Raw genomic sequence first — 20,183 nt, forward strand, 5'->3', positions numbered from 1 at the left:
GGCGCGATGGCGTCATGTCGGGTTCGTCGGAGGCGCCCGAACTACGTATTGGTATGCCGGGCGGTGCTCGGGAGTCGGCACCTGCAGGGCGTGGGGCCTATCGCTGGGCCCGCCGGACCGGCGGTGCGGGGCGTCGCGGGGCGAGCGTGATGGGGGAAGCGGGGCGCGCCGTGGGTTGGAAGCATGCCGAGGTCGTCAACGGCGTCGGTTCGGCCCCCGAAAGGGCCGAACTCGCGCACGCGGCGGACTTCAGGAAGGGCGAGTCCCAGGACGCCGGCTACTTGGAGATCGCGATGCGACGTGACGAACCTCCAGAAGGCGCCCGGATCGATGTCGTGAGACCGGTCGCCCCGATCCTGTGCAGGTTGGGGAGACTCCGCAAGGCCTCTTCCCGGCTCCTGGGCCGGGGGAATTACCGTTGTATCTGTCATGGTTTGGAAGAGTGGGGCGTATGACCCGTAGCCTGACGCGACGAGCCTGCGTGCCCAAAGAGGAGGAAGTGGTGGCGACTGTGCCTGGCGAGACGAGCGGCGCGCCAGTCCGGCAACGGTCCACCCGGCAGCGAGCCGCCGTAGTGGCGGTGCTCGACGACGTCGACGAGTTCCGGAGTGCGCAGCAGCTGCACGATGTGCTCAAGCGTCGCGGTGACTCCGTGGGCCTGACGACCGTCTACCGCACCCTCCAACACCTGGCGGACGCGGGCGAAGTCGACGTGCTCCGTACGGGCGACGGCGAGGCCGTCTACCGGCGCTGTTCCAGCGGTGATCACCATCACCATCTGGTGTGCCGTTCGTGCGGCAAGGCGGTGGAGGTCGACGGTCCGGCCGTCGAGAAGTGGGCTGCGGCGATCGCGGCCAAACACGACTTCGTCAGCATCGCCCATACCGTGGAGATCTTCGGCACCTGCGCGGACTGTGCAGCGGCCGCAGCTTGGAGGGCAGCCGAGCCGGCGTCCGGACAGCATGGGTGACCTCCACGCCGCGGTTCGTGACTCTTCACGAATGAACCGGCGATGACGCCGTCTTTCCATCCCTGACCTAGGCTTGCCACCGTCGCACCGGCTGGCTGTACGCGCTTCGTCGAACCGCGAGACCGAGGTGGAGTAGCCCAGATCAGTGGCACAGCTGCCGACGCACCCCACCGGATCCTCATGGTGGGGTGCGTGGGCAGCGGAGTGTCATCCGGGCTGGACTACCAAGAGGACTTGGTCACGCCGGGGAGGAAGCCGGCGTGCGCCTGCTGCCGGGCGCGTACGCGGGAGAGTCCGAACTTGCGCAGATAGCCGCGAGGGCGGCCGTCGACGCTGTCGCGATTACGCACGCGGGTGGCGCTGGCGTTACGCGGCTGTCGGCGCAGTTCCGCCACCGCGCTCCGGCGCTCGCCCTCGGTGGACGAAGGGCGCCGGATGATCTCCTTCAATTCGGCCCGCCGCGCGGCGTAACGATCAACGACCTCCTTGCGCTTCTCGTTCTGCGCGATCTTGCTCTTCTTCGCCATCAGACCTTCACTCCTCGCGCCCGGATCCGGGCCACGGCGGCCTCGATGCCGATGGCGTCCACTGTCTTGATCGCCTTGGCGCTCAGGGTCAGACGGACGTTGCGGCCCTCGCTGGGCAGCCAGTAGCGCTTGCTCTGGATGTTCGGGTCGAAGCGGCGTGACGTACGCCGGTGGGAGTGGGAGATGTTGTTGCCGAACCCGGGCTTGGCGCCGGTCAGTTGGCAGTGGGCGGACATGGCGATACCTGCCTCTCTCTGCAGCCATCACATATTGGTAATGGAAACCATTCCCACATACTAGCCTCATGGGATGAGGCGTACCCGTCCCCACCGCCAAGTGCCGGTGGTACACGCGCCACACCGCTCATGACCAGGAAGAATGAAGTTTCTGCCTTCGGCGGGCCGGTGCTGGCCCGTAACTGGCCCGGATCTTGCTCCACGCAGGGGCGCAACCACGACGGCTTCGCTGCGGCCTCGAGTGGAAGCCGGAGGGGGAACCGCGCGTCATTGTCACCCCGTGTTGGACCCCACGACGACCGTCACTGGGCGGCACTGGGCGGCACTGGGCGGCACTGGGCGTCAGCTTCGACGCGGCCACCATGCGCCGGATGCCTCGACTTCCCGATGGCGCTCTCCGCCGGGCAATGCGCCCGTCAGCGGGGCAACATGGCCGTTCTGCGCGCCCTCGTCGGTGACCGCTGCATGCACGACCCGAAGCTGATGGCGGTACTTGGAAACGGTTCTGACCGCCCTTCCGTGATGACTACGCCAGAAGGATGGCCGCGTCCAGGACAGGCAGCCGCCGTGCAACCGCCTGAGCAGCGCGGGATTCTTTGGCTGACAGCAGTCGGGGCCGGCACCGGGATGGCCCCTCAGGGAAGCAGGTAGGACGCTCAGAAACGAGTGCTTTGCGGGTGTCAGCTGGCTGGGGTGTGTGTCTCTTCGGGGGCGTGCGGCCTGATGGTGGGCGTGCCGGTCCAGCTGGCGAGTATGCCGAGGGCCTCGGCGGAAGGGGAGGCCGGTTCGGGGGTCAGGACGATGAGGGTCTGGTCGGGGTCGCCCTCGACGGACAGGGCCACGTAGTCGAGGGTGAGGTCGCCGACGAGCGGGTGGTGCAGGTGTTTCGTGCCGGTGGTGTGGGCGAGGACGTCGTGGTCGGCCCACATGCGGCGGAAGGCATCGCTGTGCAGGGAGAGCTCTCCGATCAACTCGGTGAGCTGTGGGTCGTCCGAGTGGCGTCCTGTGTACAGGCGCAGCGTGGCCACGCAGTCGCCGGCGGCCTTCTCCCAGTCGGTGTACAGGCTGTGGGCCGCTTCGTCGAGGAAGACGTAGCGGGCGAAGTTCCGATCGCGGTGGGGTCGGGCCTGCAAGTCGGTGAAGACGGCGGAGCCGAGCCGGTTGGCGGCCAGGATGTCCATGCGCCGTCCCAGGACCATCGCGGGGACGGCGAGGGCGTCCAGGGCCCGGTACAGGACGGGGCGGACCCGCTGCGGGCTGAGCGGCCGCTTGCTGCGGGTGCGGGCAGCGGTGGGCTGGGCGAGGTCGAAGAGGTGGGCGCGTTCGGTCTCGTCCAGCTGAAGGGCGAGGGCGACGGCGTCCAGGACGGTTTCGGAGACGTTCTGGGTGCGGCCCCGCTCCAGGCGGACGTAGTAGTCGACGCTGACCCCGGCGAGCTGGGCGACTTCCTCGCGGCGCAGCCCCGGTACCCGGCGGGCGCCGGGATGCGGTGCGAGGCCGGCCTGCTCGGGGGTGATCCGGGCTCGGCGGGTGCGCAGGAACTCACGGATCTCGGCGCTGCGGTCCATGCATCCACCGTACGGCGGGCCCGGGCCCGCCAGTGTCCTGGAAGGGGGTACTGGCAGACCCCCGGAACAAGGGTGCCCCCTACGGCGGCCCACGCGGTGGCTGCGGGTGGTTGCCTGGATGGCGGGCTCACCGCATCGCGCTGATCATGGCATCCGGCGGTCGGCCCTGGTGGGTATCCGCCGTGAGCGGCTGCTCCGCCCCGGGCGTGATATCGCCCGGGAACCGGAAACCGAGGAACGGAACTTTCTGATGAAGCACATCTCACTGGGTGGTCTGGAGGTCTCCCGGATCGGCCTGGGTGCCATGTCGATGTCCGGCTACTACAACGTCGGAGAGGGCAGCGACGCCGAGTCGATCCGCACCATCCACCGTGCACTGGACCTGGGCGTCACCCACCTCGACACCGCCGAGATCTACGGCCCCTACACCAACGAGGAGCTGGTCGGCCAGGCTCTCAAGGGGCGCCGCGACCGGGTCGTGCTGGCGACCAAGTTCGGCTTTGTGCAGCACTCCGGTGGCGGCCCCGGCGTCATCGACAGCAGCCCGGCGAACGTCCGCACCGCCGTCGAGGGCTCGCTCAAGCGTCTCGGCACCGACTACATCGACCTGTACTACCAGCACCGGGTCGACCCGAGCACTCCTGTCGAGGACACCGTCGGGGCACTGGCCGAGCTGGTCGCTGAGGGCAAGGTCCGCCACATCGGCCTGTCCGAAGCCGGCCCCGACACCATCCGCCGCGCCCACGCCGTGCACCCGGTCACCGCGCTGCAGACCGAGTACTCCCTGTGGACCCGGGACGTCGAGGCGCAGATCCTGCCGCTGCTGCGCGAGCTGAACATCGGCCTCGTGCCCTATTCGCCGCTCGGCCACGGCTTCCTCACCGGCCAGATCCGCTCCACCGACGACATTGCCGACGACGACTGGCGCAAGACCAACCCGCGCTTCACGGGCGAGAACTTCCAGCGCAACCTGCGCATCGTCGACGAGGTCAAGGCCGTCGCCGCCGAAGCGGACGCGAGCCCGGCACAGATCGCCCTGGCCTGGCTGCTCGTCCAGGGCGACGACATCGCCCCCATTCCCGGTACCAAGCGCGTCGCCCGCGTCGAGGAGAACACCGCTGCCGACGCCATCGAGCTGACCGACGCGCAGGTCGAGAGGCTGAACAACCTCACCCCGGCTGCTGGCGAGCGCCACGACGAAGGGAACATGGCCGTCATCGACCGGTGACCGGGCACACCTTGTGACGGTGGCGTCCGCAGGCTCGACACCAGTCATGGCCGCGAAGCCCCTGGATCATAAGGTCCAGGGGCTTCGCGAGCTTTCTGGCGCATCTCAGAGGGCTGAGCGTCGATGTGGCCAACTATCGGGTTCTGACCGCGCTTCCGTGAGGCCAAAGAGTCCCGCACTGCTCAGGCGGTTGCACGGCGGCTGCCTGTCCTCGACGTGGCCATCCTTCTGGCGTAGTCATCACGGAAGGGCGGTCAGAACCTTGGAAACGACCGGTGTTGCTCCTCGCCTCACTTGATCTAGTTTTCAACGGCTCGGGATGATTGGCATGCTTGATGCTGGTGGCGAGCCGGGGTTGCCTGGCCGATCGGGTGCGACCTGTGCGTCCCGGCCCTGCTCAAGCCCGTTCGGTGCCTGTTCGGGGCAGCCCTACGCCTCCGCGGGGGTGGTCGGTCGCGTCGCGTAACGGTGGCGCATGGCGTCGCTGGCTGCGGGGCCTGCGGTGAAGACGTAGGTCCCGCTGTCGTCGAGTCGGCGGCCGGTCTTGGCGTCGACGACGACGGGTTCGACTTCCTCGCCGTTGTGGGCGTCGATGAGGATCATGCTGCGTTCGGCCGGTGTGAGGCGGGAGTTGCCCCATGCGGCCAGGGCGACGATCACCGGGCGCAGGGAGCGCCCCAGTTCGGTGAGGACGTACTCGTGGCGTACGGGGTTGGTCTGGTAGGGCCGGCGCTCCAGCAGCCCGTCCGCGACGAGGGTCTTCAGCCGGGTGGTGAGCATGCTGGAGGAGATGCCCAGGCTCTCCTGGAACTGGTCGAAGCGTGTGTAGCCGTCGAAGGCGTCGTGGAGGATCAGCAGCGTCCACCACTCACCGACGTGTTCCACCGTCGTGGACAGCGGGCACTCCCGGTCCTCCAACCTGATCCGGCTTGCCACGGCGACCATCCCTTCAGTTACTGCTAAAGTCGAAGTTACTGGCTTCTATTTTAGCAGTAAAGACGGGAGCGGTGCCCTCTGCGCCCGCGTCCGGGAACGGAGCACACCGTGACCACATCCATCAGTGAATCCCTCGAAGGCCGACGCGCTCTGGTGACCGGCGGCACCAAGGGCACCGGGGCGGCCATCGCCCGACGTCTCGCCGAGGCCGGCGCGACCGTGCTGGTCACCGCCCGAAGCCGCCCCGGCGACGTCGAGGAGAAGGCGTTCATCACCGCCGATCTGTCCAACGCCCAGGGCGCAGTCCGCGTAGCCGCCGAGGTGGACGCCCGCGTGGGAGGCGTCGACATCCTGGTCAACACCCTAGGCGGGTCCGAGGCGCCGGCCGGAGGGTTCGCGGCGCTCGGCGAGGACGACTGGGCAAGGGAGCTGAACACGAACCTGCTGGCCGCGGTCCGCCTGGACCGCGCACTCCTCCCGCACATGATCGCCAAGGGCAAGGGCGCGATCGTGCACGTCACCTCGATCCAGCGCCGCATGCCGCTGTGGAACGGCACCCTGGCCTACGCCGCCGCCAAGGCCGCCCTGACCACCTACAGCAAGGGCCTGGCCAACGAGGTCGCCCCGCACGGCGTCCGCGTCAACACCGTCTCGCCCGGCTTCGTGCAGACCTCGGCCGCCGACAACCTCGTCGCCCGGATCGCCCACGACGCAGACATCACCCAGGAAGCGGCGCTGGGCCGGCTCATGGACTCCCTGGGCGGCATCCCGCTGGGCCGCCCCAACCGCCCCGAGGAAGTCGCCGAGCTCGTCGCCTTCCTCGTCTCCGACCGCGCTTCGGCCATCGTCGGCGCCGAACACGTCATCGACGGCGGCACCACCCCCACCGTCTGAACCCACCCCCACCCCAAGGACCGTCATGCACGACAACCAGCCCCGCACCACCACTCCCGACACCCTGCCCGAGGTGATCACCCGCTACCTGACAGCACACCGCGCCCACGACACCGCCACCGCGATCACCGCCTTCACCCGCGAAGCCACGGTGATCGACGACGGCAACACCTACGAGGGCACCCAGGGGATCGGGGAGTGGCTCGACCGATCCGCCACCGAATTCACCTACACCATCCACCTCACCGACGCCCAGCAGACCGACGCAACCCGCTACATCGCCACCCACCACCTCGAGGGCAACTTCCCCGGCGGGTCGATCGATCTGCGCTACCAGTTCACACTCCGCGACGGCCTCATCGAACGTCTCGTCATCGGACCCTGAGTCCTTCCAACGCCACCCGTTGCCGCCTTATGCGAGAAGCCCGCTCGCCCGTCAACGCCGTTCCAGGCCGTCGTGCCCAGCCACTCAACCACCGGGCCGGCCCTGTAGTTCGGGATCAGCACGTGCGCGTCTGAGGACTCAAGGCGAGCAACTCCGAGGCCATCCTCAGTCAGGGTGAGATTCAAATATCCCCGTCAACCCGGCGAATCTGCACGGTCAGAGCACTAGCGAGGCTCGGCGGGCCACCCGATGGCCTGGAAGACGGCGACGGGGTCGAGGTAGTCCCGCCAGTGCGTTACCTGACGGTTCTCGATGGTGATCACGGAGACGAAGTGGTTGTCGTAGGCGCGTCCCGTGTGGACCACGTTCCCGTGCACGGCGTACTCCAACACGACGACGGACGTCGCGGGGTCGTGGTGGACGGCGAGTCCGTCCGCGCTGTGCAGGAACATGATGTCGCCGTAGCCGCGGTACAGGTCGGCGACCGCCCGCCGCCCCTGGATGCGGCGCGGGTAGCCGGGGACGGAGACCACGTACTCGACGACCACGTCCTCGGCCAAGAGGTCGAAGAAGTGCTCGCCGTCGACCAGGCCCGCCAGGCCCTCCTGGACGATGCGGAAGAACGGGTCCAGCGCCGCGAAGTCGGTGATGTCGTCCACGGGCCCGGTCACCGGCCCGCCGTCCAGGCGTGGGCGTTGCGCCGGGCGAAGTCGAGGAAGGCGGTCGGGGGCCGGCCGGTGACTTTCTCGACGTCGTCGTTGGGCGTGGAGCCGTTGCCGGAGGAGATGGCGCCGGTCAGCCAGCGCAGCATCACCGCGTAGTCGGCGGGGACGAGGCCGGCGGCGATGGCGCCTTCGATCCACACCTCGGGGTCGAGGTCGTGGTGCGCGACGGTTCGGCCGGTCACGGCGGTGATGGTGTCGGCGACCTCTGCGACGGTGAGGGCCTGCGGGCCGGTGGGCGCGTAGTGGGCGCCGGCGTGGGCGGTGGGGGCGAGCAGCGTCTCGGCCGCGACGGCGGCGATGTCGTCCGCGTCGACGAAGGCCTCCCTGCCGCCGCCGGTGGGGACCGTGACAGCCCCGTCGATGACCGGCAGGTGGGCGTCGGCGAAGTTCTGCATCACCCAGGAGGGGCGCAGGACGCAGTGGGTGATGCCGCCGCGGGCGGCGAGGTCGGCCTCGACGGCCTTGATGTCGACCTGGGGCGGTGCCTGGTCGGCGCCGTAGGTGCTGAGGTAGGTGACGTGGCGGACGCCTGCGGCTTCGGCGAGGTCGAGGACGGCGGCGACCTGGTCGGCGTAGGTGACGCGCATGACGGGGGTGACGAGGTAGAGGCGGTCGACCCCGGTCAGGGCATCGGGGTGGGTCGTGGGGTTGTCCCAATCGAAGGGGACGTCGCCGCCGTGGCGCGCCGCAGTGCGGGCGCCCAGGCCACGTTCGGTGAGCTTCTTCGCCAGGAGTGAGCCGGTGCGGCCAGTGCCGCCGAGGATGAGAGCGGTCTGCGGTGATCCAGTCATGGGTCCATCGTGAGAGCACCAAGGGAGCGGATCAATGCGCGAATAGCTCGTTCTTTTACGTCAAACGCTCGTTCCATTGCCGGGTGTGGCCGTCCTGCCGATACTGGTCGGGTGGACATACTGCAGGATCACCTGGCGCGGGCGCGTGCCGGCGGCGCGGTCTTCGCCCGGACGGTCGCCGAGCCGCCGTGGGGGCTGCGGCTGGCCGGCTCGATCCAGCTGGCCGTGCACACGGTGGTCCGCGGCCGGGGATGGCTGTGGCTCACCGACCCGGGCCACGCGGTGGAACTCGTGCCCGGGGAGGTGACGCTGGTACGCGGCGGACCGGACCACCACATCGGGCACGAGCCGGGCACCGACTGCCTCGACCCGGAAGAATTCCGGGCCCGGCACGCCCACGACGCGCAGGCCGAGAACCCCCGGGCGACCGTGTTCCTCTGCGGCGCCTACCGGTTCACCGGCGACATCGGCAACGGACTGCTGGAGGCGCTGCCACAGGTTCTCACCCTGCAGGCGGCGGTCGGCGACCCGCTGCGGGACGTCATCTCGCTGCTCTCCCACGAGCTGGCCGCACCCGAACCGGGCCAGCCCACCGTGCTCGACCGGCTCCTCGACGTCCTGCTCGTCCTCGCCATCCGCAGCGACTTCCGCCGCAGCCCCACTGCTCCCCGCTGGTACCGGGCCCTGGCCGACCCCCGCCTGAACGCCGCACTGCAGGCCATGCACGGGGACGCCGGCCGCGACTGGTCAGTCCCCGAACTCGCCGCGATCACTGGCCTGTCCCGGGCAGCCTTCGCCCGGACCTTCCGCGACGTGCTCGGCCAGACCCCCATGCAGTACCTGACCGACTGGCGCATGGCCCTCGCCCGCGACCACCTGCGCAACGGCGAACTCGGCATGGCGACCATCGCCCGCACGATCGGCTACAGCTCGCCCTACGCGTTCGCCGCCGCCTTCCGCCGCCACCACGGCGAACCGCCCGGAGCCTGGCGGCAACGGGAGTCGCTGCGCGAGCCGGAGCTCCCTGCCCACGGTTCCCACGCACACTGACCCCTCCCCCTCGCAGGATCTTCCCGCCCGAGACTCAGCTGGTCGACATGCCATGATCCCCTTGCTGGAGAAGATCCCGCCGATTGCCGGCCTGGTCGGACGGCTGCGGAAGCGGCCCGACAGCCTGCTTGGTGACCGCGGCTATGACCACGACAAGTACCGCCGCCTGGTCAGGGCGATGAGCGTCAAACCCGTCAATTGCCCGACAGGGTGTCCCTCATGGGTCGGGACCAGGAGTCCACCGCTGGGTGGCCGAGCGGACCATCGCCTGGTTCCACGGCTTCCGCCGACTCAGGATCCGATGGGAACGACGCGACGACATCCATGAAGCCTTCCTCGGCCTGGCCACCTGCCTCATCCCCCACCGACACGTCCGGCGCCTCTGTTAGGGCCTTTAAGAGTGGAGTGCTCGGCGCAGTGCCTCGACGGCCAGCGTGCGTGCGACAACGGTCGCCTTGGAGTCGCGGAGGCTGTCGAGCATGAGGAAATCGTGGACCATCCCCAACACGCGCACCGCGGTGACGTCCACACCGGCCTCGCGCAGCTTGGATGCGTACGCCTCGCCCTCGTCACGCAGTACGTCGGCCTCATCGGTGATGACCAAGGTGGTGGGAAGGCCGCGCAGCTGCTCGATGTCGGCCCGCAGAGGGGACGCGTAGATCTCTTCGCGCTGCCCGGGCTCGCTCGTGTAGGCGTCCCAGAACCACTTCATCCCGTCGCGGGTGAGGTAGTACCCCTCGGCGAACTGCTGGTACGAGGGCGTGTCGAAGTTGGCGTCGGTGACAGGGTAGAGCAGCACCTGGGCCGCCAGGCTGACATCGCCGCGTTCCTTGGCCATCAGCGCGAACACGGTCGACATATTGCCGCCGACCGAGTCGCCGCAGACCGCGATCCGGGAGGTGTCGAGGTTTTGCTCCTCGCCGTTTTGGACGATCCACTTTCCGACCGCGTAGTTCTGCTCGATCTGCGTGGGGTACTTCGCCTCGGGGGCCAGGTCGTAGACCGGGAAGACCACCGCTGCGTCCGATCCGACCGCGAGTTCACGTATCAGTCGGTCGTGGGTGTTCTCGTCACCGAATACCCATCCGGCGCCGTGGATGTACAGCACCACCGGGAGGGTTTTCGTCGCTCCCTCGGGGCGGATGATACGGGCGCGGACGTGGCCGTATTGTCCCGCGTCTACGCTCACCCACTCCTCGGTCACGGCGGGCTTGGCCACGCCCTCCCCGGCCTGCAGGTCATCGAGCATCTCGCGGCCGTTCTCCGGTGGGACTTCGTAGATGCGCGGGTGCGGTGAGGTGGCGTCCGCCAGCTCTTTGGCCGCGGGTTCCAGGACGGGGGTCGGGAACGACGGATTCGCGGGCATGCCACGCCTCCTGTCTCGGCAGATTTGGGGACTGCGGACAGCGCCGAGCCAGTTTCATCGTCTCTCAATGGCGAATCGGCGCAACATCGGGAGAGGGCGGGCTCGGCTTCTGTTAGGGCCAGTAACCGCCTCCCAATCCGGTGAGCAAACGCTGTTGCTTCCTGAGCTCTGGCTCAACTTCTGTGGACCTGTGCTGTGCGAGCTCTTGTAGGCACCAGACCAATTCGCTGACGTGCCGGTTTCCCGTGTGCGCCGACTTGATGCGCCGAGTGTCGGCTCGTCACGACAGAAGTCGTGCCAGAACCGCTTCCTGTGAACAGAGCCAGTGCCGGTCAACTTCGTGTCGGGAGAGCTGCCACGGAACGGTGCCGTAGTACTCGCAAACCTCGATCACCGGCTTGATTTCGGTCAGCCTGCGGACCCTGACTGGTTGAGTCATTCCGCCTTCCCTTGCTGGCAGTCACTTCCGACCAGCACAACGAGCAACCCGGCAAACGTTCGCGGTCACAGCACGAGGCAGGTGCTGGCCTCACGGATGGGCATCGCGGGCGCCCCCTGGGGAGCACCAGCGCCGGCAGCGGGCGCCCGGCGCGCTCCAGGGACGTGCGGGCCGCTGGTGCAGCCCGCGATCCGTGGGCGGCGCCGCCCGCTGCGGAATCCGCACCCGTACCCGCGTCCGTATCGGCATCTGCTTCGGTCCCTGCTGTTGGAAGGCCAGTACCGAGCGGGTGCGGGAGGGGGGTCAGGATGCTGCGGCGGCCTTGCGGACACGGTCGATGAGGATGCGGGCCATGGAGTGCGCGGTTTTGGGATCCAGGTTGCTTCCCCCGCCCTCAATGGTGACCCGGCCGACGACGGTACCCAGGCAGAGGCTGACGTTGATGCCGTCGAGGCCTCCGGCATTGCGGTAGTACGCGTGGCTCGTGGCGCCGTCGAGGGGTGCGACCTCAGCCTTGGTGTATTTGGCCATCTGCGTCGCTTCCTTGCGGCAGGCGTCCTGCGCAGTGGGTTGGTCGGTGAAGGCGCGCAGATGGAAGATGACGTTTTCCCCGACCTCCTCGAACTTCGCAGAGCCGTCGGCCACGGCGGCGCAGTCCCAGTCGGGGCCGCACTGTGCCGGCGGCGTGGGCTGCTCGACGACGTTCGCGCTGCCCGTCTTCGGCTTCCAGCCCTTCATCGAAGCGGGGTCGGGCAGCGCGGCCTGGATCTTCTGCTCGGTGTTGAACACGGTGGAGAACTCCGCCGCGGAAGTGCCCGAGCCCGCGCCGGCGTCCGCACCCGCCGCAGGCCTGGAGGCGGCCCCCGTCCCCGGTGTGCCCGCGCCCTTCGACGGTTCGGCGCCGCAGCCGGGCACGAAGAGCGCCGACACCACCAGCAGCACTGTGGCAGTGCCCGTCCCGGTCTTCACACGCATACCCCAACTCCCCGTTCGAATGGCTCGCTTGTCCGAATCCCGGACCGGCGGACGATCCTGCCATCAGTCTCTGCAGTGATCAACTGAAGAACTCCCACCTGCGGCACGCGGAGCCACTACCGCTACCCCCGGTCCCGAGTGCGTCGCCGAGGCCGCGTCGGCGGGGCCAGCGTCAGGCGGAGGCGGCTGCCAGCAGTCAGGGTTGGTCAGAAGCGCGGTGAAGGCAGGTCGGCCGCGCAGGTGTCCTGCTCTGCCTGCACCAACCGCGCGATCACCGGGACCGTGCTGCCGCCGGCCGAGGCCAGCAGCATCATCACCCGACGGAACCACACTGAGTTGCTACTGCCCCGCCGCACGATCTGTTGCTGCTTCTGGCCCTCATGGTCGGTCAGCCTGCGGACCCTGACTGACTACGAGGGTCCGCTACTGGCACCGCCGACCTCACACCCGGCCTCGCAGCCGACCCCGGGGCAAAGCCCCGGCGGACTGGCAGCTTCACCTGCACTGACCTGCTCCGGGGCTCCGGGGCCAGCGGTGGGGGAGAATCGGCCCCGTTTGACATGCTTCGAACGGATGGCAGGGTGGTATCTGGGGCCAATGTTGGGAGGCTCGGCATGGCATCCGGTTGGGCACGATGTTCCGCAGCACGGCAACTTCCGCTCAGGCTCACGGTCGGCGCGTTCTTCCTGAACTCCGGGCTCTCGAAACTCGGTGCGGACGAGGGCACCGCCGAGAGGCTGCAGCAGTTCGCCGCCACGACCTACCCGTTCCTGGGCAAGCACGACGCCCAGAAGTTCGTCCGGCTGCTCTCCGCCGGGGAGCTCGCCATTGCCACGACACTGCTCCTGCCGGTCGTCCCCGCCGCTGTCGCCGGGGTTGCGCTCACCGCATTCTCCATTGGCACCGTCGGGCTCTACCTGTGTACGCCGGGGATGCGGCAGGAAGGCAGCCTGCGCCCGACCGAGCAGGGAATCGTGCTGGCCAAGGACGTCTGGATGCTGGGTATCGGCGTCTCGCTCATCGCCGAGGGCGTGTACGAACACCGGTGACGCACCACGAGCACGTCGGTCCCAACGGCTGCTGTACGCGCTCCGTGACCGTCATCGGATCCGGCCCGGTAAGGGGCAAGTCAGGGGCGCACATGGCCATGACCAAATGGTTCTTCGAGCCCGGTCATACCGCGGCGGAGTTCCGCGCCAGGCACATGATGGTCACCTATGTGCGCGGGCAGCTCAAGAACGTGCACGGCCTTCTGGAGGTCGATCCCGACGAGCCGGAGAAGGCGCGCGTCGAGGCGACGGTCGACGCGACCCAGGTGTACACCGGTCAGCCCCAGCGCGACGCCCACCTCCGCAGCGCTGACTTCTTCGACGTCGAGCACCACCCAACATGGACGTTTTCCGGATCGGGCATTCACCAGATGAGCGGAACCGAGTTCGAGGTCACCGGAGATCTCACGGTACGCGGCGTGACGCGCCCCGTCACCTTCGACGTCACGTACCTGGGACAGTGGGATACCCCTTGGTGGGAAGAGGGGCGGGACCTCGGTCCCAGGCGACGCGCCGGATTCATAGCCACGACGCGTATCAATCGGCATGACTTCGGTGCCAGTTGGAACGATGTGGTCGACCGCGGCGGCGTGGTCGTCAGCCCCATGGTCGATGTGACGGTCGACGTTGAGGCCGTCCTCGCGCCCATCGAAACGGCCGCATGAGGCGACCAGCTCGGGCCGCGAGCCGAACAGCTTGATAGCGGGCGGCTATCGCTGAAGCCGGTAGCAGGTCTTGGACGACGGTGCGTGAAGAGTCTTGGCTTGTTGCGCTATGGGTTCTCTGTGGCGGCTGGTCGCCGAGGTGGGCAGCCGGGTGCCGACGAGTTCGGCAGTGAGAGGAGCGCTGAGCAGTGTCTACCGCGTCTGATGAGACCGTTGGGAGCCGGCGGGTCGTGGTCGTGACCGGCGGCGCTGGTGCGATCGGCAGCGCGATTGCTGCGGGGCTTGCGGTCGATCACACCGTGGTCGTGCTCGACCGCGCGGGTGATGTCCCGGTCGATCTGGGTGATCCGGCCGATGTGCGCCGGGCCGCGCAAGTGGTGCTGGACCGCTACGGCAGGTGCGACGTTCTGGTCCACTCGGCCGCCATGGTCGCCTTCGGACCGTTCGAGGACTTCGAACTCGACCTGTGGCATCAGGTCCAAGCAGTGAATGTCGAGTCGGCGCTGCTGCTCACCCAGGCCTTCGCGCCGGGGATGCGTGAACGGGACTTCGGCAGGGTGGTCTTCATCGTGTCCAACACGTTCTGGCGCCCCCCGGGCGCGCACATGCTCGCGTATGTGGCGTCCAAAGGGGCGTTGATCGGCATGACCCACGCCCTCGCCGTCGGGCTCGGCGGCCATGGGATCGCAGTCACGGCTGTGGCCCCGGGGCTGACTCGCACTCCGGCTACCAGTGTCGTGCCGGCGGAGGAGTTCGAGGAGGTCGCGGCGCGCCAGGCGCTGCCCCGGCCGCTCACCCCCGACGACACCGCAGCTGTGGTGGCGATGCTCGTCGGCGAGGGCGCCGCCGCGCTGACGGGCCAGGTACTCACGGTCGACGGCGGCCTGGTGATGCGTTGATGCGTCAGGAGCGGATCACGTAGCGCCGACCCCGACGGCTACGTGGGGCCGCATGGACACAGTTCTGGCGCACTCGGTGCTGTCGTACGACGTGCACGGCACCTGCAGCCGAACCGGCGTCAAGAACCACTACGCGGGCCTTCGCCGGTCCTTCCCGGATCTCCGCTTCGAGGTGCACGAGAACATCGGCGTCCTGGCCGAAGGTGACCAGGTTGCGCTGCGCACGGTCATCACCGGCACCCATCAGGGCGAGTACGCGGGGAACGCGGCAACCGGGCACCGCGTCCAGACCTCGGCCTCGCACATCTTCCGCGTGCGCGACGACGAGATCGTCGAGCACTGGCAGGTCGTGGACACGTACCGGATCCTGGTCGCGATCGGTGCCATCCCGAAGGCGGCGAGCGCGTTCCAGCAGATCCTCGGTGTCAAGGAGTCCGAGGGCGGGTTGTTCCCCGAGAAGGTCGGCACCGCGTTCGGCAAGGCCGCCGGGCGGCCGGTGACCCGGGAGGAGTCCCGGCCGTGGTGCGTCGCCTCTACGACGGTGTGATCACCACGGGGAGGCCCGAGGACGTCGACGTGGTCGGTGAGGAGTACCTGCAGAACTCGGGCTGGACGCCCGACGGCCGCGACGCGTTCGCCGGCGCGTTGGCGATCAGCCGCGGGGCGATGCCCGACGGGCGGGCCCTGCAGGCGCACATGGTCGCCGAGAACAACCGGCTCGCGTCCCGGAGCGTGTGGGACGGCACCATCGCCGGGAGTGGGCGGGCGGCCGACTTCACCACGCTCGACTTCTTCCGCATCGAGGACGGGCTGATCGTCGAGCACGGGGAGTCGGTCGACTGGGTGCGGGCGTATCAGGCATTCGGGCTGCTATCCGACGACATCCAGGACGCCTGAGACATTGGGACGTCTAGAACACTCAAGCTTGAACTGATTCCACGTCAACGGAGAGGAAGGCCGGAGATGACCACCGCAATCGTAGGCGTCGGCAACATCGGAGCCGCGCTCGCCCGAAACCTGGTGGCCGGAGGTGAGAGCGTCGTCCTGGCGGGAAAGGGCCCCGTGCGCGCCGCGGAGATCGCGGACGAGCTCGGTCCCCTCGCCCGCGCCGCCTCTGTGCAGGACGCGATCACCGATGCGGATACGGTCGTGTTCGCCATCTGGCTTGACGCCATGAGGGAGCTGATCCCGCAGGTCGCGCCCCTGCTCGACGACAAGGTCGTGATCGACCCCTCGAACCCGATCGCCTTCGACGAGAAGGGCCAGATCACGCGGTCGCTGCCCGAAGGGGAGTCGGCCGGGTCGGTGGCCGCCGCCCTGCTGCCCAAGAACGCCCACTACGTCAAGGCGTTCGGCACCCTCGCCGCGGAGGTGCTCGCCGCGAGCGCGAACCGCACGCCGCGACGGGCGGCGCTGTTCTACGCCACGGACGACGAGGGCGCCGCGGCGACGGCCGAGCGGCTGATCCGCACGGCCGGATTCGACCCCGTCAAGGCCGGCGGCCTGGCTGACGCCGGACGCATCGAGTCTCCCGGCGGGGACCTGGATCAGTACGGCTCCGGCGGCGAGGTCGTCGACCTCGCCCAGGCAACCGCCGCCGTGCACGACGCCGGCCACTGAGTTCCACACGTAGAGGAGCAAGGCCGTGCGAGGAACTGTTTTTCGGTGCACGGGAGTTGTCTGCCCGTCATTCCCGTGAAACCATTTCAGTGCTTGCAGCAAGATCTTGCATGACGTCACGGAATGGCTTCCATCCAGCCCGGCACGAGTCGCTCAACGGTCGGGTTCCTCCCCTGAAGAGAAGGAAGAGTTCATGTCGTTCCTGCGAAAGACCAAGCAGCGCCTGGCCGTGGCTGGCGTCTTAGGTGCCCTGGCCGCAACGGCGGGCGTTGTGGCGACCGCCACTCCGGCCGCCGCGCTCGGCGGTGTCTTCATCTACGCCAACCCCAACTACTCGATCCCGGTGTACCCCAGCGGCGCGCCGGTACAGATCGCGGAGCTCACGGGGCCGGCGAAGGACACCACGTCCTCCATAGGCAACAGCACGAACCTCTCGATGTGCTTCTACGAACACAAGAACTACGGCGGTCTCGAGTTCAGGATCGGCCCCGGGGAGTGGTGGGCCACGATCCCTTCGTGGATCGACAACAAGATCTCGTCCTACCGGCCCTGCTGACCGAGGGTCATCTGCTCAGGGCTTTGGCTCCGGCCGCGTTGCCGACACGGGGTGAGGGCTCGCCGGGGGTGTGATACGCGGCCGGCGGATCCGGCGCCTGGTCCGGCTTGGCGGCGGGAAGGAGCGGGCGGACGCTGGTCAGCTGCGGCATGGAAGCGCCTCCACCCGTGCTCCGCGGCCCAGCACTTTGAACGGCTTGGCGCGGTGAGCCGATCGGGTGAACCAGGAACTGCGCGCCTGCGGCAGCCCCGCTCGTACGGCTCCCCGCCGTGAGACTGGCTCTGATGCCGAGGCAGGAGATCGGGGCGTTTTGCTGCCGTCGGCCTGACCGACCGGCGGATCGTCGAAGAGCTCTTCCCTGTCCCTGCGAACTGTCTCAACCCACCCCTACCCTCTACCAGCTCTTCCCAAAGTCGGAGTGACCTCCCGGGCCGGACTGTGCGACGAGCTGATGCGCCCGGAGCAGCAGTGGCCCCCGGGCATCCGGCGCCCGGAACTACGTCAGATGACGGAAGCGGCGAAATTGGCCGTATTCGAATTTTTGCCGCACCTCTTCAGGGTCCGCTGCGGAGGCTCGGGGTGCACGGGGGGCTCGGCCGCAGTGGACTGCCGCAGGCTCGGGGTGGGGCAGCGGCCAGGGCCTGCGCTCCGCTACACCGTTGAGCTGCGGGCGGCCATCCTGGTGGCGGCTTCGGATTGGCTTACAGCGTCCAGGCTGCGACGAGGTTCTGCACAGGGTCGCCGCCCTCACGGGCGAGGTAGAGGGCACGTGCGCTGACCCAGAGGACGGTCGGGCCGAGGTGTTCCGGGTAGCGCTTCAGCATCGCGTCGAAGAAGTCGGCCGGGGTGTCGTGCGCGGCCAGGGCGGCCTCGGCGTCGTCGAGGTATCGGCGGGTCTCGGCGATGAGCCGTGCCGCGTTGTCGTCGAGGTTCCTGTTCTGGTGACTTGCCACGATGCGGCGCGGCTTCAGCGCGGCGAGGGTGTCGACGGCCTGGCGCCAGGGGCCGAAGTCGCCGTCGGCCGATTCGGCGAGGTACATGTGGACCCCGTTGTAGATGGCATCGCCGGCCACCACCAGGCCGAGGTCGGGCACGTGCAGCACCGCGTTGTCGTCGCTGTCCGCGTGCCCCACTTCGACGATGTGGAGGTCGTGTCCTTCGAGGGTGAGGCGGTTGCCGGGCACCGTGACGGCCGTGACGGGGGACGGGGGGATCTGGCCGGGCCACATCACGTCCCACAGGACCTCCCGGGCGTACACGTTGTCGTGCATCCGTGCGATGGCGCCTGCAGTGGTGACGACCTGGGCGCCGAAGCGTTCGGCGAGCATGCCGGCGGTGAACCAGTGGTCGCCGTGGCCGTGGGTGGCGACGATGTGCGTCAGCCGCTGCCCGGTCGCCTCGACCCAGTCTCCGACCTGCTCCGCCTGCTCGCGGGTCAGCGGCGGGTCTACGAGGACGGCGTCCTGGCGGCCGTGGATCAGGGTGACCGCGAGGGGCTGGAAGGCGCGCGGCGCTCCGCCCGGCAGCGGCCCGGGACCGTTCATCGGCAGCGGGTCCGCCACGAACACGTCATGGCCGATGTCGGTGATGGTGGACATGGTATTTCCCTTCGGTGAGTGCATGCGGTCGCGTAATCAATGTGGGGGCAGGGCTGTTCACTGGCGGTCGAGGAAGTGCGCGACGTCACTGGCGAACGGTTCGTGGTGCTGGAAGAGGAAGCCGTGTGCCGCGTCCGGGTAGATCTTGATCTCCGCGCCGGGGATGAGTCCGGCCAGCAGGTGGGAGTAGCGGGGGAGGATCATGGGGTCGCTGTCGCCGTTGGCGACGAACACCGGTGCCTGGATCGCGGTCACCCGCTCCAGGAGCGAGAAGTCGGGGATGCCCCAGGCGGAGACCGCGTCGTACTGGGCCTGGCGCGTCTGCCACGTCGTGGCCGTGTCCAGCTCTTCCCGGGTGAACATCCGCCCCATGGCCTTCTCGCCGGCCGACCGGCTCTCCGGCGATCGGGTGTAGAAGACGTCGAGCACCGATGCGGGAACGATCTCCGGTTCGCCCACCGCCTCGATGACCCATTTCGCCCACCCGTGCATACCGGGCGCGCCTTGCGGTGCTGCCGAGGCGAGCACGACGCGCCGTGCGAGCGCGGGCCGGATCAGCGTGATCTCCTGGGCCACGAAGGAGCCCAGGGAGAAGCCGAGGACGTCGACCTCAGCCAGGTCCAGGGCGTCGGTGAACGCGATGGCGTCCAACGCCATCTGCGCGATCGTGCTGGGCGTCCTGCCGCTGGACCGGCCGACGCCGGTGTTGTCGAAGGCGATGACACGCCGGCTCCGGGCCAGGGCGTCGACCAGGGCGGGATCCCAGTTGTCGAGGTTGCCTCGGAAGTGCGTGAGTAGGACCAGAGGCACACCGCCTTCGCCGACCTCGCGGTACGCGTACTCGATGCCGTTGGCGGCAGACACCGTCGTGATGGGCGCCTGCGCGTAGGACCCTGTCATAGGAGTCTCCCTTCAGGCCTGCCCTGCAGGGGTCGTGATCGACGCTCGGGCGGGCAGGAGCTGGTCATGAGCCACTGAGCCTCATCAAGGTATAGCGATCGCTTTACATGTTGTCGACGCTACGCCGCTCGGCATCGAATGTAAAGCGTTCGTTATGCTTATGCTCATGAGTACGGGGGCAACGACACCAATCAGCGGGGCGGTCCGCGGCGGGCGCGGTGCGCGTGAGCGCATCCTGCGGGCGGCGGAGGAGCTCTTCTACACACGCGGCATCCACGCCACCGGCGTGGCGGCGCTCATCGAGGCCGCGCACGTCTCGCCCCGCACCTTCTATGCGCACTTCCCGACCAAGAACGCGCTGGTGGAGGAGTATCTTCGCCGGTTCGAATCTGAGACGCCCATCGCCGCCGAAGCGGAGCTGGAGCGCGACGACCTCTCCCCGGCCCAGCGGCTGCTGGCGATCTTCAACCCCCTTGAGGGGGACCCGTCCGCGCTCATTCGCGGGTGTCCCTTCCACAACGCCGTCATCGAGGGCGCCGGAGAACTCCCCGAGGTCGCCCGCCTCGCGCAACGACACAAGCACGCCTTCCGCGAGCGCCTCGTGGCCACAGCCGCAGAGGCCGGAGCGGCCGACCCGGAGGCCCTTGGCAGGCAACTCGCCGTGATCTTCGAAGGCGCCAATGCGCTGGCAGCCTCCTGCAACGACGCGCAGGTGTTCACCGATGCCCGGCGAGCCGCCAAGACGCTCCTGGATATCGCTTTGAGCGCTGCGCCCGGAGGGTGAACGTTCCGAGACCCAGGTGGAC

Annotated in this window: 24 protein-coding genes and 2 pseudogenes; 14 read left to right on the forward strand and 12 right to left on the reverse strand. The window is 68.6% G+C overall.

All coding sequences use genetic code 11. The features are described from left to right. Positions 1–502 precede the first annotated feature (502 nt). Positions 503–970, forward strand: a complete 468-nt coding sequence (locus OG299_RS39925) for a Fur family transcriptional regulator (RefSeq protein WP_327364689.1) — start codon at positions 503–505, stop codon at positions 968–970. 221 nt (positions 971–1,191) lie between these two features. Here OG299_RS39925 and rpsN read toward each other — a convergent pair whose 3' ends face one another. From rpsN to OG299_RS39940, 3 genes are all read right to left on the reverse strand, one after another. Further along, positions 1,192–1,497, reverse strand: a complete 306-nt coding sequence (gene rpsN, locus OG299_RS39930) for a 30S ribosomal protein S14 (RefSeq protein WP_327364355.1) — start codon at positions 1,495–1,497, stop codon at positions 1,192–1,194. Continuing rightward, a complete protein-coding gene (gene rpmB, locus OG299_RS39935) occupies positions 1,497–1,733 on the reverse strand; it encodes a 50S ribosomal protein L28 (protein WP_327364356.1) in 237 nt (78 codons plus the stop codon). Before rpmB ends, rpsN begins: the two co-directional genes overlap by 1 nt. Before the next feature lie 680 nt (positions 1,734–2,413). Continuing rightward, positions 2,414–3,301: a helix-turn-helix transcriptional regulator gene (locus OG299_RS39940; RefSeq protein WP_327364357.1), complete on the reverse strand. Its 888-nt coding sequence runs from the start codon at positions 3,299–3,301 to the stop codon at positions 2,414–2,416. 250 nt (positions 3,302–3,551) lie between these two features. On the opposite strand from OG299_RS39940, the gene OG299_RS39945 reads away from it, so the two are divergent. After that, positions 3,552–4,529: an aldo/keto reductase gene (locus OG299_RS39945; RefSeq protein ID WP_327364358.1), complete on the forward strand. Its 978-nt coding sequence runs from the start codon at positions 3,552–3,554 to the stop codon at positions 4,527–4,529. A 429-nt stretch (positions 4,530–4,958) separates the two neighbouring features. Here OG299_RS39945 and OG299_RS39950 read toward each other — a convergent pair whose 3' ends face one another. Next, positions 4,959–5,474, reverse strand: coding sequence for a winged helix-turn-helix transcriptional regulator (locus OG299_RS39950; RefSeq protein ID WP_327364359.1), 516 nt, complete (start codon positions 5,472–5,474; stop codon positions 4,959–4,961). A 99-nt stretch (positions 5,475–5,573) separates the two neighbouring features. On the opposite strand from OG299_RS39950, the gene OG299_RS39955 reads away from it, so the two are divergent. Together OG299_RS39955 and OG299_RS39960 are read left to right on the forward strand one after the other, a co-directional pair. Further along, a complete protein-coding gene (locus tag OG299_RS39955; protein ID WP_327364360.1) occupies positions 5,574–6,359 on the forward strand; it encodes an SDR family oxidoreductase in 786 nt (261 codons plus the stop codon). A 25-nt stretch (positions 6,360–6,384) separates the two neighbouring features. Beyond that, positions 6,385–6,744 (forward strand): nuclear transport factor 2 family protein, encoded by a 360-nt coding sequence (locus OG299_RS39960; protein WP_327364361.1) that lies wholly within the window; start codon positions 6,385–6,387, stop codon positions 6,742–6,744. A 224-nt stretch (positions 6,745–6,968) separates the two neighbouring features. Here OG299_RS39960 and OG299_RS39965 read toward each other — a convergent pair whose 3' ends face one another. Beyond that, the gene (locus tag OG299_RS39965) at positions 6,969–7,403 is read right to left on the reverse strand and encodes a nuclear transport factor 2 family protein (RefSeq protein ID WP_327364362.1); all 435 of its coding nucleotides are present in this window, start codon (positions 7,401–7,403) and stop codon (positions 6,969–6,971) included. Positions 7,404–7,411: 8 nt separating this feature from the next. Further along, complete coding sequence (locus OG299_RS39970) at positions 7,412–8,260, reverse strand: NmrA family NAD(P)-binding protein (protein ID WP_327364363.1); 849 nt, start codon at positions 8,258–8,260, stop codon at positions 7,412–7,414. A 111-nt stretch (positions 8,261–8,371) separates the two neighbouring features. On the opposite strand from OG299_RS39970, the gene OG299_RS39975 reads away from it, so the two are divergent. After that, positions 8,372–9,310: an AraC family transcriptional regulator gene (locus OG299_RS39975; protein WP_327364364.1), complete on the forward strand. Its 939-nt coding sequence runs from the start codon at positions 8,372–8,374 to the stop codon at positions 9,308–9,310. A gap of 52 nt (positions 9,311–9,362) precedes the next feature. Beyond that, positions 9,363–9,699 (forward strand): annotated as a pseudogene (locus tag OG299_RS39980) (transposase); the annotation flags it as partial. 5 nt (positions 9,700–9,704) lie between these two features. On the opposite strand, the gene OG299_RS39985 reads toward OG299_RS39980, so the two are convergent. From OG299_RS39985 to OG299_RS39995, 3 genes and pseudogenes are all read right to left on the reverse strand, one after another. After that, a complete protein-coding gene (locus OG299_RS39985; protein WP_327364365.1) occupies positions 9,705–10,676 on the reverse strand; it encodes an alpha/beta hydrolase in 972 nt (323 codons plus the stop codon). 742 nt (positions 10,677–11,418) lie between these two features. Further along, positions 11,419–12,090 (reverse strand): hypothetical protein, encoded by a 672-nt coding sequence (locus OG299_RS39990; RefSeq protein WP_327364366.1) that lies wholly within the window; start codon positions 12,088–12,090, stop codon positions 11,419–11,421. A gap of 239 nt (positions 12,091–12,329) precedes the next feature. After that, positions 12,330–12,482, reverse strand: a pseudogene (locus OG299_RS39995) (IS630 family transposase); the annotation flags it as partial. Positions 12,483–12,704: 222 nt separating this feature from the next. Between OG299_RS39995 and OG299_RS40000 the strand changes: the two are divergent. From OG299_RS40000 to OG299_RS40030, 7 genes are all read left to right on the forward strand, one after another. Further along, the gene (locus OG299_RS40000; protein ID WP_327364367.1) at positions 12,705–13,139 is read left to right on the forward strand and encodes a hypothetical protein; all 435 of its coding nucleotides are present in this window, start codon (positions 12,705–12,707) and stop codon (positions 13,137–13,139) included. Between the two features lie 92 nt (positions 13,140–13,231). After that, a complete protein-coding gene (locus OG299_RS40005) occupies positions 13,232–13,804 on the forward strand; it encodes a YceI family protein (RefSeq protein WP_327364368.1) in 573 nt (190 codons plus the stop codon). A 230-nt stretch (positions 13,805–14,034) separates the two neighbouring features. After that, on the forward strand, positions 14,035–14,703 hold the full coding sequence (locus OG299_RS40010; RefSeq protein WP_327364369.1) for an SDR family NAD(P)-dependent oxidoreductase: 669 nt from the start codon (positions 14,035–14,037) through the stop codon (positions 14,701–14,703). A gap of 52 nt (positions 14,704–14,755) precedes the next feature. Then, a complete protein-coding gene (locus OG299_RS40015) occupies positions 14,756–15,250 on the forward strand; it encodes an ester cyclase (protein ID WP_327364370.1) in 495 nt (164 codons plus the stop codon). Then, positions 15,223–15,600 (forward strand): ester cyclase, encoded by a 378-nt coding sequence (locus OG299_RS40020; protein WP_327364371.1) that lies wholly within the window; start codon positions 15,223–15,225, stop codon positions 15,598–15,600. The genes OG299_RS40015 and OG299_RS40020 overlap by 28 nt, the downstream gene beginning before the upstream one ends. Before the next feature lie 66 nt (positions 15,601–15,666). Next, positions 15,667–16,323, forward strand: a complete 657-nt coding sequence (locus OG299_RS40025; RefSeq protein WP_327364372.1) for an NADPH-dependent F420 reductase — start codon at positions 15,667–15,669, stop codon at positions 16,321–16,323. Positions 16,324–16,516: 193 nt separating this feature from the next. After that, positions 16,517–16,879, forward strand: coding sequence for a hypothetical protein (locus OG299_RS40030; RefSeq protein ID WP_327364374.1), 363 nt, complete (start codon positions 16,517–16,519; stop codon positions 16,877–16,879). A 7-nt stretch (positions 16,880–16,886) separates the two neighbouring features. Here OG299_RS40030 and OG299_RS40035 read toward each other — a convergent pair whose 3' ends face one another. The 3 genes from OG299_RS40035 to OG299_RS40045 form a co-directional block, all read right to left on the reverse strand. Then, positions 16,887–17,030, reverse strand: a complete 144-nt coding sequence (locus tag OG299_RS40035; RefSeq protein ID WP_327364375.1) for a hypothetical protein — start codon at positions 17,028–17,030, stop codon at positions 16,887–16,889. Between the two features lie 550 nt (positions 17,031–17,580). Continuing rightward, positions 17,581–18,477, reverse strand: a complete 897-nt coding sequence (locus OG299_RS40040) for an MBL fold metallo-hydrolase (RefSeq protein ID WP_327364376.1) — start codon at positions 18,475–18,477, stop codon at positions 17,581–17,583. A gap of 57 nt (positions 18,478–18,534) precedes the next feature. Beyond that, positions 18,535–19,377 (reverse strand): alpha/beta fold hydrolase, encoded by an 843-nt coding sequence (locus OG299_RS40045; protein WP_327364377.1) that lies wholly within the window; start codon positions 19,375–19,377, stop codon positions 18,535–18,537. 166 nt (positions 19,378–19,543) lie between these two features. Here OG299_RS40045 and OG299_RS40050 point away from each other — a divergent pair, with 166 nt between their 5' ends. After that, complete coding sequence (locus OG299_RS40050; RefSeq protein WP_327364690.1) at positions 19,544–20,161, forward strand: TetR/AcrR family transcriptional regulator; 618 nt, start codon at positions 19,544–19,546, stop codon at positions 20,159–20,161. The last annotated feature ends 22 nt before the right edge of the window (positions 20,162–20,183 follow it).

The sequence above is a fragment of the Streptomyces sp. NBC_01296 genome (assembly GCF_035984415.1).
GTDB lineage: Bacteria > Actinomycetota > Actinomycetes > Streptomycetales > Streptomycetaceae > Streptomyces.

What these genes read in the sequence shown, in the direction of transcription:
- OG299_RS40040 (WP_327364376.1), bottom strand. Translation starts at nt 18,477, where the DNA reads ATGTCCACCATCACCGACATCGGCCATGACGTGTTCGTGGCGGACCCG.
- OG299_RS40045 (WP_327364377.1), bottom strand. Translation starts at nt 19,377, where the DNA reads ATGACAGGGTCCTACGCGCAGGCGCCCATCACGACGGTGTCTGCCGCC.
- OG299_RS40005 (WP_327364368.1), top strand. Translation starts at nt 13,232, where the DNA reads ATGGCCATGACCAAATGGTTCTTCGAGCCCGGTCATACCGCGGCGGAG.
- OG299_RS39985 (WP_327364365.1), bottom strand. Translation starts at nt 10,676, where the DNA reads ATGCCCGCGAATCCGTCGTTCCCGACCCCCGTCCTGGAACCCGCGGCC.
- OG299_RS39950 (WP_327364359.1), bottom strand. Translation starts at nt 5,474, where the DNA reads ATGGTCGCCGTGGCAAGCCGGATCAGGTTGGAGGACCGGGAGTGCCCG.
- rpmB (WP_327364356.1), bottom strand. Translation starts at nt 1,733, where the DNA reads ATGTCCGCCCACTGCCAACTGACCGGCGCCAAGCCCGGGTTCGGCAAC.
- OG299_RS40035 (WP_327364375.1), bottom strand. Translation starts at nt 17,030, where the DNA reads ATGCCGCAGCTGACCAGCGTCCGCCCGCTCCTTCCCGCCGCCAAGCCG.
- OG299_RS39990 (WP_327364366.1), bottom strand. Translation starts at nt 12,090, where the DNA reads ATGCGTGTGAAGACCGGGACGGGCACTGCCACAGTGCTGCTGGTGGTG.
- OG299_RS40025 (WP_327364372.1), top strand. Translation starts at nt 15,667, where the DNA reads ATGACCACCGCAATCGTAGGCGTCGGCAACATCGGAGCCGCGCTCGCC.
- rpsN (WP_327364355.1), bottom strand. Translation starts at nt 1,497, where the DNA reads ATGGCGAAGAAGAGCAAGATCGCGCAGAACGAGAAGCGCAAGGAGGTC.
- OG299_RS40050 (WP_327364690.1), top strand. Translation starts at nt 19,544, where the DNA reads ATGAGTACGGGGGCAACGACACCAATCAGCGGGGCGGTCCGCGGCGGG.
- OG299_RS39960 (WP_327364361.1), top strand. Translation starts at nt 6,385, where the DNA reads ATGCACGACAACCAGCCCCGCACCACCACTCCCGACACCCTGCCCGAG.
- OG299_RS39970 (WP_327364363.1), bottom strand. Translation starts at nt 8,260, where the DNA reads ATGACTGGATCACCGCAGACCGCTCTCATCCTCGGCGGCACTGGCCGC.
- OG299_RS40000 (WP_327364367.1), top strand. Translation starts at nt 12,705, where the DNA reads ATGGCATCCGGTTGGGCACGATGTTCCGCAGCACGGCAACTTCCGCTC.
- OG299_RS39945 (WP_327364358.1), top strand. Translation starts at nt 3,552, where the DNA reads ATGAAGCACATCTCACTGGGTGGTCTGGAGGTCTCCCGGATCGGCCTG.
- OG299_RS39940 (WP_327364357.1), bottom strand. Translation starts at nt 3,301, where the DNA reads ATGGACCGCAGCGCCGAGATCCGTGAGTTCCTGCGCACCCGCCGAGCC.
- OG299_RS40015 (WP_327364370.1), top strand. Translation starts at nt 14,756, where the DNA reads ATGGACACAGTTCTGGCGCACTCGGTGCTGTCGTACGACGTGCACGGC.
- OG299_RS40030 (WP_327364374.1), top strand. Translation starts at nt 16,517, where the DNA reads ATGTCGTTCCTGCGAAAGACCAAGCAGCGCCTGGCCGTGGCTGGCGTC.